Origin of the sequence: Actinomycetospora sp. TBRC 11914 (assembly GCF_012933465.1) — a bacterium.
GTDB lineage: Bacteria > Actinomycetota > Actinomycetes > Mycobacteriales > Pseudonocardiaceae > Actinomycetospora.
Genome location: NZ_JABBND010000013.1, coordinates 32,478 through 44,695 on the forward strand (window position 1 = coordinate 32,478; position 12,218 = coordinate 44,695).

The window sequence follows — 12,218 nt, forward strand, 5'->3', positions numbered from 1 at the left end:
GCGGCTCACGCCAGCCGGCGCGGCCCCGGGCCCTCCTCGCCGAGCCGGTCGCCCGCGTTGAACATCGTGCACCGGTCCAGCGAGAGGCAGCCGCAGCCGATGCAGCCGGAGAAGTCGTCGCGCAGCTGCTGCAGCCGGCGGATGCGGTCGTCGAGCTCGGCCCGCCAGGCCTGTGAGAGGGCCTCCCAGTCGGCGCGGGTCGGTGTCCGCGAGTCGGGGAGCTCGTCGAGCGCCTCGCGGACCTGGGCGAGCGGGACCCCGACCCGCTGGGCGATGCGGATGAACGCGATGCGGCGCAGGACCTCGCGCCGGAAGCGACGTTGGTTGCCGGACGTCCGGCGGCTCTGGATGAGCCCTTCACGCTCGTAGAAGTGCAGGGCCGACACGGCGACCCCGCTGCGTCGGGAGACCTCCCCGACGGTCAGCTCGGCAGTGGCCGCGGTCATGCCCTCGACCGTGGACCTCGACCATGGTCCAGGTCAAGACGGATCGGGAGGGCCGGACCCGGTACGGCCCGGCCCTCCCGTCCGTGCGTGGGTCCGGTGCTCCCCCCGGTGCCCCGAACCGCACGCGCCGCCGTCGCCGGCGGTCGCCCCCCGTGGGCGCCCGGGGCGCTCGCCCGTCCCCGTACCCACACCTCGCCAACGGCCCGACACCCGTCAGGAGAACGGTCGACCGCCGGGCACCACCCGACCGGGCGATCGACGATCGCCGAGCGTGTCCGGCAAAGGCGTCGCGGATCGCCTCGGGCTCAGCCGGGCGTCGCCGCGAGGAGGTGCACGGTGGCCAGCGTCGCGTCCTCCGTGCTCACCCGGGCGTCCTCCGCCCACGACGAGACGGGTCGGGGCGAGCCGAGGGCGGCGAGCAGGCCGGCCGGGACGCCGGGCGGGTCGGCCGCCGGCCGCGCCAGGTCGGCGACGACCTCGTCGCACGCCGTGAGGATCTCGGACCGACGGCGGGCGAGGTGCTCGGCGAGCAGGTGGCGCAGCTCGGTGAGGGCCTCCTCGTGGCCGGCCGCGAGGTCGGTGCCGGCGCGGCGCAGCAGCCGCCGCAGCGTCTCGGCGGGCAGCCCGCGCCCGACGTCGGTCCGCGCCGCCGGCGGACCGTCGGCCGGGACGCCGCGCCGCTGGTCACGACGACGCTGCTTGGCCGCGCGACGCTCGCGGTTCGAGGTGCCCACGCCACGATCGTGACAGGGCCCGGCGCCGGCTCACTCCAGCGCCTCCCGGCCGAGGTGCAGGCTCGCCGCGTCCGCGGCCTCCCGGCCGGCTCGCCAGCCCGCGGCGTTGCCGACCGAGAACCGCTTGGTGGTGATCGTGGGGAAGAGCTCCGCGGTGGTGCGCTCCACCGCCTCCCCCCGCGCCGCGAGCACCGGGAGCAGGGCGCCGTCGGACTCGCGCACCGCCTCCTCCTGGGCCGTCGCGCCCGCCTCCCGCAGCCGCTCCCCGATCCGGGTGGCGTAGGAGAGCAGGAACGCGTGCCGGAAGGAGCGGGTCCGCGAGCCGCCGGTGCGCGAGCCGCGGGAGCCCTCCGCGGCCATCGCCCGCCCGGCCTGCACCAGCAGGGACGTCACGAGCAGCTCGACGGTGTCGAGATCGGTCGGCCAGCCGATCACCGTCACGAGGTCCAGCGCCGCGAGGCTCACCGCCCGGCAGCGGTTCGCGCCGGCGACCTGGTGGACGAGGCTGGACTTCGCCGAGGTGTACGGCGCGTCGAGCCACAGCCGGCGCACCGAGGCGCTCGCCGCCCCGCCGCGCGGGGCGGGGTCGACCACCGCCCGCTCGAGCGCGTGCCGGGCCATCAGCTCCTGGGCCTTCGCCGAGAGCGCCTCGGCCTCCTCCGGGAACGACGTCGACTCCGCCTTCGCGAGCAGCCCTCGCACCCGGGCGAGGATGCGGGGGTCCGCGCCCCCGGCCCCGTCGTCACCCGCGGGCCCGACGGCGGGCAGCGCCGGGAGCCGCCGCGCTGCGCCGACCACCCGCACGACCCACCCCAGCGCCTCGCCGTGCGGGAGCCCCCGGCCGGTGCGCCACTGCGTGACCAGCGGGGACCCGACGTCCCACCACACCGTCGCGTCGACGCCCGCCAGCGACCAGGTGGCCGGACGGCGCCGCGCGTCGGCCGCGAGCACGTCCCCGAGCGGCGCCACCACACCGGTGCCGAGGCGGCGGCGCAGCACCTCCACGGCGTCGCGCGGGGTCCACCCCCGGACCCACAGCGCGTCGACGGTCTCGAGCAGCGCCCGGTCGGCGGCGGCGTCGAGCACCGCGTCGGCCCACCGCCCGACGAGCACCGCGCGGACCCGCCCGACGTCCTCCTCGCCGCCCGAGCACCCGACCGCGAGCTCGGTGAGCAGGGCGGCGGCGTGTGCGACCGGCTCCGCGTCCGTGGTCCGGGTCATGGCCCTCCGATCATCGTCGTCGTGGGCTTCGACACGACAGGGGCCCCGTCGGTTCCCTCGGGACGGGCCCGCCGGGTGAACATGGGCCGAATCGCGGGCGGCGCTGGTCCGTTGAGACCCGGGGAGGTGGACCACGGTGACGGCCATGGCGGAGCTGACGGGCGAGGACCCGCCCGAGCCCCCGGGCGACGTGTCCCCCGACCCCTCGGGCTCCGCGGCGGCGGCCACCACCCACGCGCCCCGCCCGCCCGCGCCGCACCGCACCGTCCTCACCCGCCTCGGCGAGGGGCCCGGCGGCGTCGTCGTCACCGGGCAGGACGACGAGGCCCGCACCGCCCTGGTGCGCGGCCTGCGCCGCCCGGGGCGCCGGGTGCTGGTGGCGGCGACGAGCGCGGCGGACGCCGCGGCGTGGCGGGCGCGGCTCGGCGAGCCGGAGGCGGAGACCCACCGCGTCGCGCCCGGGTTCGCGGGCACCGAGGACGAGGTCGCCGAGCAGCTCGCGGCCACCGCCGAGACCGACGGGTGGCTGACGGTGCTGCTCGGCCCGCCCGGCGCGGACTCCGCCGACGACGAGCCGGTCTCACCGCCGCTGGACGCCCGCGAGCTCGCCGACCTGCGCCGCCTGCTCGTCGCCGAGCACGGCCCGGAGCCCCGGCTCGACCCGGCCCGCCGCGCCCAGGTGCTGCCGCCGCCCGCCGAGCTGCCGCCCGAGCCGCACGTGGAGCAGCTCGCCGACGAGCTGCTCGACGTCGTCGGGCCCGCGTCGTCCCCGGCCCGCGAGGCCGTCCGCCCCCTCGTCGCCGCCCTCGCGTGCCTCCCTCCGGACGCCGGGAGCGCGCTGGAGCCGGTGCTGCGCCGCATCGACGACGCGATGGGGGCGCTCGGGCGCACGGGCGAGGACGCGCGGTGGGCGAAGGGCGTCGTCGAGGGTGTCCTCGAGGGCCGGGCGGCCCAGGCCTGGTCCCGGGTCGCCCGGGCGGCGCGCGACGTCGAGCGGGTCGGCGACCACGACCTCGGCGCGGGCACCGCGCAGGTCCGCGTCACCGGGGACGTCGACCCGGGCGCGGCCGCCGAGGTGTTCGAGCGGTTCGCGGCGTTCCTCGACGAGGGGGGCGCGGTGCGGCGGATGTTCAAGTCCGAGGAGCAGCGCGACGCCGAGGCCCTGCTGCCGGCGCTGGCGATCAACCGGGTCGACCCCACCACGGCCGAGGGCGCGGCCGCCGTCGCGCACCACCTGCGGCTGCGCCAGATCGAGGCCGCGATGACGACCGCGCTCGCCGGGCTGGGCCGGGCCCTGCGCCCCGCCGAGCAGCGGGCCCTCCTGGTGCACCGGCTGCTCTCGCTGCGGGAGGTCTGCCTGCGGATCGGGAACGTGCTGGAGGCGGTCGGGCGGCTGCGCGTGCTGCTCGGTGGCCTGCCCGCGGCCGTGCGGCCGCCGACCGACGGGCTGGTGGCCGTCGGGCGGATCGTCGCCACCGGCCGGCGGCTGGCCGCCCGGCCCAGCGCCGACCTCGCGCGCCGCGAGCTCGGCGACGTCGTCGCGCGCCTGGGCGACGTCGCCCCGCCCGCCGCGCAGGCCCCGGAGCTGCGCGCCGCGCTCGCCGCCCTGCTCCGCCTCGACGTCGAGCGCTACGCCTGGGCGGCCGACACCGTCGACGCCGCCCGCGAGGAGCAGCGCGACCTGCGCCGCAGCGACTCCCTCGCCGCGCGCCTGGCGGCCTGGCCCGCGCTGCTCGAGGCGCTGGACGCGGACACCTCCGACGCGACCTGGGGGCCCCGCGAGGCGCGCTGGTCGGCGTCCTGGGCGCACCGCACGGCGGTGGGCTGGCTCGCGCGCCGCGCGCCCGGGCCCGTCACGACGACGACGGTGCTGGCCGGGCGGGAGCACGCCGCCACCGCCGGCGTCGACCTGGTCGTCGTCGGCCCGCTGCGCGACGGCGAGGGGCCGCCGGCCGCGCTGGGACCGCGCCCGGAGCGCGTCGTCGACCTGCCCGGCGGCCCCGACGACGGCCGCTGCCTGGTCGTCCTGCCCGTCGGCTGAGCCCGCCGGGTCACGACGCGGCGGCGGGCCGCTCCCCGACGACCGCGCCGTACTTCTCGCACAGGAACCGCTCGGTGTAGAGGTGCTCGGCGGTCTCGAGGACCCGCGCGACCTGCCGGGTCGAGAGCACGACGCCGAGGCCGACCCCGAGCACGGGGAGCCCGCGGGCGATCCCGCAGTGCCCGGAGACCGCGACGCGGGGCTCGCCCACCACCGCGCGGGCCGGGTCGGGGGACAGCCCGGCGGCCAGCACGGCGAGGGCGAACTCGCGCTCGGTCGGCTCGGCCGGGTCGTAGCCGTAGTGCATCGCCGTCCGCGCCACGGCCCGCGTGCACGTCGCGGCGGTGAGTACGGTGTCCAGCGCGGCGGCGGCCAGGGCGGCCACGACGCCGGTGGCGGCGCTCGAGGCCCCGGCCGCGGCACCCGCCGCGGCGCCGGTGAGCCCGCCCCGCAGGCCGGCGGCGCCGACGTGGACCCGGGCGAGCGACACCCGGACCGCCCGCAGGTCCTCGACGTCGAGGCGGCGCAGGTCCGCGCCGGTCGCCACGGGGTGCCCGGCGGCGGCGAGCGCGGCGACCACCGTCTCGCTGCGTCCCGCGACCAGCCAGCCCAGCCACACCCCGGCGTCGCGCAGCGGCCCGGCGACCGCGCCGACCACGACGTCGTCGACCAGGTCCGCACCGGGCAGCAACCGCAGACCGGACAGCGCGAGCGAGGAGACACGGCCCCAGAACCCGGACCCGGGCGGCTCGGCGGACCGCCACCGCCGCACCGCCTCCCAGGCCCGCGCGTCCCCGGCGGACATCACGACCGGGTCCGGCGCCACCGCCGCGCACATGTCCCGGACGCTACGGAGCGCGCGCGGCGACGCCGTGGAGGTGACGTGGACGGCGGGTGAACCGGCGATGTCACGGTGGCCGCGCGGTCACCCGCTCAGCCCAGCTCGGCCAGGATCTCCTCGGGGGGCTCCTCGGAGAAGGGGATCTCGTACTTCTCGTGCAGGAAGCGCTCGCGGTACAGGTGCTCGGCGGCGTCGACCACGCGGGCGAGCAGCCGGGCGGAGAGCACCGCCCCGATCCCGACGCCGACCACCGGCACGAGCTGGGCGAGCTCGCGCTGCCCGATCTGGGAGAGCAGGCGCTGGTGCACCGCGCGGGCGAGGCGCCGCATCTGGCGCTGCTGGCGCTTCTTCTTCTCCTTGTCCTTCTCCCGCGACGCGATCAGCGACGCGACCTCCTCGTACGCCTCGGGCGCGTCGGCGTCGGAGGAGAGCCCGACGGCGAGGATCGCGAGCGCCAGGACCTGCTCGGAGCGCTTGGTGACGTCGTAGCCGTAGTACGCCCCGACGTGCGCGACCGCGCGGGTGCAGGCGGCGACGGTGAGCAGCGCGTCGCCGGTCAGCGAACCGACGATGACCGCGATCCCCGGCAGCCCGCCGAGCCCGACCAGGCCCGCGCCGCCCGTGGCGGCCGAGGCACCCGTCGTCAGGAGCAGGCTCGTCGTGCCGCCCTGCAGCCCGGCGACCGCCGGGTACGCGAGGTCGAGGCGGGGCATCGCCTCCTGCACGTGCCCGACGTCGAGCTTCCGGATGTCCTTGAAGTCGGCGACGTCGTGCCCGAGCGCCCGGTAGCGGGCGAACACCGACTCGCGCCGCAGCGTCGCCGCCCCGGCCCCGGCGCCGGCGGCCGCGAGCTGGTGCAGGACGTCGTGGACGACGTCGTCGAGCTGGGCCACGCCGGGGACGCGCCGCAGCCCGCCCTGCACGAACGAGCGCACCTCGCCGACGGTGTCGCGCAGCGGGGCGAGCGCCCCGCCCCCGTCCTCGGTGATGCGCTCCTTCCACTCGGTCACCTCGCGCCACTGCTCGGCGTCGCCGGTGCGCAGGGTCGCCGCGTCAGCCGCGCTGCTCGTCGCCGTCACGCCGGGAAGGTACCCACACCCCGCCGTGCGCCGCGCGCGCCGACCAGGTCCCGGACGCGGTGATCGTCTCGATCCGCCGATGCCAGGGCGGCCCGTCCGACGTCGGGGGTGCTTCGGTGCCCCCTTGGGGGCAGCCCGGGTTTGTCGGCGCGGTGAGCCGGTGCACAGGAGGGGCACGCCGACGACCCCCAGAGGAGACGCCGATGTCCGTGCAGACCAGCCCCGCCTCCGGACGCGAGTACTCCGCCATCGACATCTCGGGACAGGAGTTCTGGGACGCGACGGCCGAGGAGCGCGAGGAGACCTTCGCCCGGCTCCGTCGCGAGGATCCGGTGTCCTGGCAGCGCCCCGTCGAGAACGCCGTGGCTCCGGACCCGGAGGACCCGGGCTACTGGGCGGTCGTGCGGCACGAGGACATCGCGACGGTCAGCACCGGCAACGACGTCTTCGTCTCCGGGCAGGGCGTGCTGTTCGACCAGCTGCCGCCGGAGTTCCTCGAGATGACGCAGTCGTTCCTGGCGATGGACAACCCGCGCCACAACGGCCTGCGCAAGCTCGTCCAGAAGGCGTTCACCCCGAAGCGGATCCAGCGGATCTCCGAGCAGGTGGAGCAGGCCGCGCAGGAGGTCGTCGACTCCTTCGCCGGCGAGCCCTCGGGCGAGATCGAGTTCGTCGAGCGGTGCGCGGGCCGGCTGCCGCTGCGGATGTTCTCCGCGATGTTCGGGGTGCCCGAGCACCTCCAGGAGGAGACGGCGGCCGCGGCCCAGGAGATCGTGTCGTGGGCCGACCCGGAGCACCTCGCGGGCCGGGACCCGTCGCAGGTCCAGCTCGAGGCGGCGCAGAAGCTGCACCGGATCGCCGCCGAGATCGTGGCCGAGCGCCGGCAGGACCCGGGCGAGGACCTGTTCACCGGCCTCATCGAGGCGGAGGTCGACGGCCAGCACCTGACCGACTCCGAGATCGGCGCCTTCTTCGTGCTGCTCGCGGTGGCGGGCAACGACACGACGAAGCACACCTCGACGCTGACGATCAAGCACTTCACCGAGAACCCCGACCAGCGGGACTGGCTCGCGGCCGACCTCGACGAGCGGATCGGCACGGCCGTCGAGGAGTTCGTCCGCTACGCCAGCCCGGTCATGACGTTCCGGCGGACCGCGGTGACCGACACCGAGCTGGGCGGGCGCGCGATCCGCGAGGGCGACAAGGTCGTGATGTTCTACTCCTCGGGCAACCGCGACGCCGACGTCTTCGACGACCCGGGCGCGTTCGACCTCGCCCGCAGCCCGAACCCCCACGTCGGGTTCGGCGGCGGCGGCACCCACTACTGCCTGGGCAACCAGCTGGCCAAGACGATGCTGCGGGCGCTCTTCCGCCAGATCCTCACCCGCGTGCCCGACATCCACGTCACCGCCGAGCCCGAGCTCCTCGGCACCAACTTCATCCGCGGGGTGAAGCGGCAGCAGGTGGCGTTCACGCCGGAATAGGTGCGCTTCGCGCTCGTGAGCAGAAACTGTCGCTATGACGACACTTTCTGCTCACAGGGCCGAAGGCCACCTCAAGCGGGTCCGGGCGGTGCTCGGGGGACGGGTCGTCGTCGACACCCTCGCGCCCGTGCTCGTGTGGGAGTGGCCGTACTACCCGACCTACCACCTGCCCGTCGCCGACGTGGACCTCGACGCGCTCCCGACGACGGCCGTGCGGCGGCTCGTGCTGGACGTGGACGGACGGCCCACCGACCTCGTGCGCGTCGAGTGGTCCGCGATGGACCAGTGGTTCGAGGAGGACGAGCCGGTCGAGGTCCACCCGCGGGACCCGTACGTCCGCATCGACGCGCTCGCGAGCTCGCGGCACGTCGAGGTGGCCGTCGACGGCGTGGTGCTCGCCGACTCCACCCGCCCGACGGTGCTCTTCGAGACCCGCCTGCCGCCCCGGTTCTACCTCCCCCTGCCCGACCTGCGGCTCGACCTGCTCCGCCCGTCCGACACCGTGACCCGCTGCCCGTACAAGGGCACCGCCACCTACTGGTCGGTCGAGCTCCCCGACGGCACCTGGCACCCGGACCTGTTCTGGACGTACCGCGCCCCCGTGGCGGAGAGCCAGAAGGTCGCCGGGCTGGCCGCGGTGTGGACCGAGAAGGTCGACCTGCGCCTCGACGGCGTGCCCCAGGACCGGGCCCGCACCCACTTCGAGGTGCCGGGGACCTGACGGCCACGGGTTTGTCCAAACGGCCACGGCCGACGCGGGCCCGGTGTCACGATCGCGACGCCTGCGCCGTCCGGCGCCGGCGGACCCGCCCGGAGGTGGCCCGTGACCGCTCTCGCCGAGCGCGCCGTCGACCCCCGCCGCGGTGCCGACCGGGGGGTCGCGCCCGCCCCGGCGGCGCTGCGGGACCGCGCCGTGCGCACCGCGTGCCGGACGGTCCTCGCCGCGGCGATCGCCGTCATCGTCCTGTCCTGGGCCACCGGCGGCGGGCTCGCCGACCTGGGCGGCTGGGCGACCGGGCTGATGTCGCTGGGCCGGCTGACCGGGGTGCTCGCCTCGCTGCTCATGCTGGTGCAGGTCCTGCTCATGGCCCGGGTGCCGCCGTTCGAGCGGGCCTTCGGGCAGGACCGGCTCGCGGTCCTGCACGGGCTGGTGGGGTTCACGTCGTTCACCGGGATGATCGCCCACGTCGGGCTCATCACCTGGGGCTACGCGGCGGGCGATCTCGCGGCCGCCCCGGGCGAGCTGTGGGACCTCACGGTGACCTACCCGGGCATGCTGCTCGCCGCGGCCGGCACGGCCTGCCTGGTCCTGGTCACGGTGACCAGCCTCCGCGCGGCCCGGGTGCGGTTGCGCTACGAGTCGTGGCACCTGGTGCACCTGTACGCGTACCTGGGGGTCGGGCTGGCGCTGCCCCACCAGCTCTGGACCGGGCAGGAGTTCCTGGCCTCGACCGCGCGCACGGTGTTCTGGTGGACCGCGTGGGCGCTGGCCGCGGGCGCGGTGCTGGTGTGGCGGGTGGGCGCGCCGCTCTACCGCACGCTGCACCACCGCCTCGTCGTCACCTCGGTGGTGGGAGAGGGCGACGGCTGCGTGTCGGTCTACCTGACCGGCGAGTACCTGGGGGAGCTCGACGTCCGCGCCGGGCAGTTCCTGACCTGGCGGTTCCTCACCGGCACGGGGTGGATGCGCGCCCACCCGTACTCGCTGTCCGCGGCCCCGGACGGTCGCAGCCTGCGGATCACGGTCAAGGACCTCGGCGACGGCACGGCGGAGGTCCCCGGCCTGCGGCCCGGCACCAAGGTGCTCATCGAGGGCCCCTTCGGCCGGCTCACGGCGCGCGCCCGCACCCGGCCGGGGGTCGCGCTGATCGGGGCCGGGGTCGGCATCACCCCGATCCGCGCGCTGGCCGAGGAGCTCGCGGCCGACGCGGCCGACGTCGTCGTGCTGCACCGCTTCACCGGGCCGCCGCTGTTCGCCCGGGAGTTCGCGGTGCTCGCGCGGAGCCGACGGGTCACGCTCGTCCCGCTGCCCGGCCGCCGCCGGGCGCCGGACTCCTGGTTCGGGCCCGGGGCGGGCCCGGACGACGACGTGGCCGTGCTGCGGGGGCGGGTGCCCGACATCGCCGAGCGCGACGTCTACCTCTGCGGACCCACCCCGTGGACCGACCTCGTGCAGCGCACGCTCCTCGCGGCGGGCACCCCGGCCGACCGCGTCCACGTCGAGGCGTTCGGGTGGTGAGCCCGGTGACGGCCCGCTCGCGCCTCGACCGCGGCACCCGCCGGATCGCGCTGTGCGGGCTGACCACCCTCGGCGCGGTCGTCCTGCTCTTCTCCTACCGCACCTCCACGTCCGCGGAGCTCCCGGACGCCGCGGGCAACGCCGCGGCGGACGCCGGCTCCTCGGGGACCGGGGCGACCGCGGCCGCGGCCGTGCCGGCCGCCGTCCCCGCCGCCGGGTCCGGCGCCGGATCCGGCGAGGCGCCGTCCGGTCGCCCGGGGTGGTCGGGAACGGTCACCGGGCCGGTGGTGCAGGTCAAGTGGGGTCAGGTCCAGGTCCGGGCGACGCTGCGGCAGGGACGGATCACGGCCGTCGACGTGCTCCGCCACCCCGACGAGAACGCCCGCGACCGCCAGATCAACGCCGCGGCCGTCCCGCAGCTGGTCTCCGAGACCCTGCAGGTCCAGAGCGCCCGGATCGACATGGTCAGCGGGGCGACCTTCACCTCGACGGGCTACGTGCAGTCGCTGCAGGCCGCGCTGGACCGGGCTGGCACGACGTGACCGTTCCCGCCGCCGAGCGCGTGGCGCGGCGGGTGGAGCACGTGATGGGGATGCCGGTCAGCCTGGCGCTGCGCGGCCTCCACACCGACGACGACGAGGCCGACGCCGCGTGGGCGGCGGTGCTGGCGAGCCTGCGCGAGACCGACCGGGTGTTCAGCACCTACCGGGACGACTCGGTCGTCGCCGCGATCCGCCGCGGCGAGCTCGCCGTCGCCGACGCCCCGCGCGACGTGGCGGAGGTCCTCGCGCTCGGCGCCCGCGCCGCCCGGGCCAGCGACGGCGCGTTCTCGGTGTGGCGCCCCGGACCCGACGCCCACCCGGTGCTCGACCCGAGCGGGGTGGTCAAGGGGTGGGCGCTCGAGCGGGCCGCCGCCGCGCTGCACGCCATGCCCGGCACCGACTCGTGTGTCTCCGCGGGCGGGGACATGGTGTGCCGGTCACGCTCGGGGCAGCCGTGGCGGGTCGGGATCGAGGACCCCCACGACCCCGCCCGGGTGCTGGCCACCGTGGAGATCACCGACGGCGCGGTGGCGACCTCCGGGGCCGCGCACCGCGGGCCGCACGTGGTGGACGCCCGCACCGGGGCCGTCCCGGGCAGCGTCGCGCAGGTGACGGTGGTGGCGGCGTCGCTGACCGACGCCGACATCGACGCCACCGCCGCCTACGCCCTGGGCGCCCGCGCCGCGCAGTGGCTCGGGCAGCGGGTCGGGCGCAGCGGCCTGGTCGTGTGGGCCGACGGCACCACCACCACGGTCACCACGACCTAGAAGACCGTGACCCCGTCGCCGATGCGCAGCGTGTCGAAGAACGTCGTCGCGTCCGCGGCCGAGAGGTGGATGCAGCCGTTCGACGAGGTGGTGAGGCTGCCCTCGTGGAAGGCGATGCCGCCGGGCGCGAAGTACACCGCGTGGTTCATCGGCTCGTGGAACTCCGTGGAGTACCCGTCCTTGTCCTTGCGCAGGACGTGGAACGAGCCGGTCGGGGTGGCGGACGAGTCGGGACCGGGCGGGCGCTTGAACGTGTCCGCGCCCGGGAGCATCTCCACCGGCCCCGTCAGGACCTCGCCGTCGCGCTGCAGCCACGCGGTGTGGGCGGCGAGGTCCACGCACGCCACCGACTCGGCGGGGCAGCGGGCGAGCTCCGCCTGGGTCAGCGCCGCGGGCCGGGCCGGGCCCGCCGCGGGGTGCACGACGGCGGCCGCGGGTGCCGCCGCCGGGTTCGGCGCGGCCGCGGCCGGGGGCGCGCCGGCCCTGCCGCCCGAGAACGCCACCAGCACGGTGCCCATGGCGAGGAGCACGCCGAGCGCGAGCACCAGCACGAGCCCGGTCCGCCGGCGCGGCTCGCGGCTCGCGGCGGGCCGGCGCGGCGGCTCCCGGCGGGCGAGCGCGGCCGACGGCGACCGGGTGCCCGCGACCGGGCGGGGCGCGGACCGACCGTCGGACGGGCCGCCGGCGCGTCCCTCGGCCGGGGACGGGCGCCGGGGCGCCGGCGGGCGGCGCACACCGGCGGGGCGGGGCTCCAGGGCCAGCTGCCGGGCGGGGGAGCGGTGGGTCCGCTCCCGCGCCGAGCGGGCGGAGTGGCGTGGCGCGAT

The 12,218-nt window shown here is 77.2% G+C and carries 12 protein-coding genes; 6 read left to right on the plus strand and 6 right to left on the minus strand.

Annotation, left to right across the window (positions count from 1 at the left end):
* Positions 1-5 precede the first annotated feature (5 nt).
* The 3 genes from soxR to HH311_RS19555 all read right to left on the minus strand — a co-directional run bounded on the left by soxR (position 6) and on the right by HH311_RS19555 (position 2,401).
* On the minus strand, positions 6-446 hold the full coding sequence (gene soxR / locus HH311_RS19545; protein WP_169185366.1) for a redox-sensitive transcriptional activator SoxR: 441 nt from the start codon (positions 444-446) through the stop codon (positions 6-8).
* Positions 447-751: 305 nt separating this feature from the next.
* Positions 752-1,180 carry a hypothetical protein gene (locus HH311_RS19550; RefSeq protein WP_169185367.1) on the minus strand — a complete coding sequence of 143 codons (429 nt, stop codon included), beginning with the start codon at positions 1,178-1,180 and terminating at the stop codon, positions 752-754.
* Between the two features lie 30 nt (positions 1,181-1,210).
* On the minus strand, positions 1,211-2,401 hold the full coding sequence (locus tag HH311_RS19555; RefSeq protein ID WP_169185368.1) for a DUF2786 domain-containing protein: 1,191 nt from the start codon (positions 2,399-2,401) through the stop codon (positions 1,211-1,213).
* Between the two features lie 145 nt (positions 2,402-2,546).
* Between HH311_RS19555 and HH311_RS19560 the strand changes: the two genes are divergently transcribed.
* Positions 2,547-4,442: a hypothetical protein gene (locus tag HH311_RS19560; protein WP_169185369.1), complete on the plus strand. Its 1,896-nt coding sequence runs from the start codon at positions 2,547-2,549 to the stop codon at positions 4,440-4,442.
* Between the two features lie 10 nt (positions 4,443-4,452).
* Here the strand turns inward: HH311_RS19560 and HH311_RS19565 are convergent, their stop codons facing one another.
* Together HH311_RS19565 and HH311_RS33420 are read right to left on the minus strand one after the other, a co-directional pair.
* Complete coding sequence (locus tag HH311_RS19565) at positions 4,453-5,280, minus strand: hypothetical protein (protein WP_169185370.1); 828 nt, start codon at positions 5,278-5,280, stop codon at positions 4,453-4,455.
* Between the two features lie 95 nt (positions 5,281-5,375).
* On the minus strand, positions 5,376-6,362 hold the full coding sequence (locus HH311_RS33420) for an EcsC family protein (protein ID WP_169185371.1): 987 nt from the start codon (positions 6,360-6,362) through the stop codon (positions 5,376-5,378).
* Between the two features lie 203 nt (positions 6,363-6,565).
* Here HH311_RS33420 and HH311_RS19575 point away from each other — a divergent pair, with 203 nt between their 5' ends.
* The 5 genes from HH311_RS19575 to HH311_RS19595 all read left to right on the plus strand — a co-directional run bounded on the left by HH311_RS19575 (position 6,566) and on the right by HH311_RS19595 (position 11,394).
* The gene (locus tag HH311_RS19575) at positions 6,566-7,846 is read left to right on the plus strand and encodes a cytochrome P450 (RefSeq protein WP_169185372.1); all 1,281 of its coding nucleotides are present in this window, start codon (positions 6,566-6,568) and stop codon (positions 7,844-7,846) included.
* Between the two features lie 88 nt (positions 7,847-7,934).
* Positions 7,935-8,567: a DUF427 domain-containing protein gene (locus HH311_RS19580; RefSeq protein ID WP_312030252.1), complete on the plus strand. Its 633-nt coding sequence runs from the start codon at positions 7,935-7,937 to the stop codon at positions 8,565-8,567.
* A gap of 102 nt (positions 8,568-8,669) precedes the next feature.
* On the plus strand, positions 8,670-10,085 hold the full coding sequence (locus HH311_RS19585) for a ferric reductase-like transmembrane domain-containing protein (protein WP_169185374.1): 1,416 nt from the start codon (positions 8,670-8,672) through the stop codon (positions 10,083-10,085).
* 5 nt (positions 10,086-10,090) lie between these two features.
* Positions 10,091-10,627 (plus strand): FMN-binding protein, encoded by a 537-nt coding sequence (locus tag HH311_RS19590; protein WP_169185375.1) that lies wholly within the window; start codon positions 10,091-10,093, stop codon positions 10,625-10,627.
* Positions 10,624-11,394 (plus strand): FAD:protein FMN transferase, encoded by a 771-nt coding sequence (locus tag HH311_RS19595; RefSeq protein WP_312030253.1) that lies wholly within the window; start codon positions 10,624-10,626, stop codon positions 11,392-11,394. Before HH311_RS19590 ends, HH311_RS19595 begins: the two co-directional genes overlap by 4 nt.
* Here HH311_RS19595 and HH311_RS19600 read toward each other — a convergent pair.
* A complete protein-coding gene (locus tag HH311_RS19600; protein WP_312030254.1) occupies positions 11,391-12,128 on the minus strand; it encodes a L,D-transpeptidase in 738 nt (245 codons plus the stop codon). The two genes, HH311_RS19595 and HH311_RS19600, sit on opposite strands and share 4 nt — an antisense overlap.
* Between the last annotated feature and the right edge of the window lie 90 nt (positions 12,129-12,218).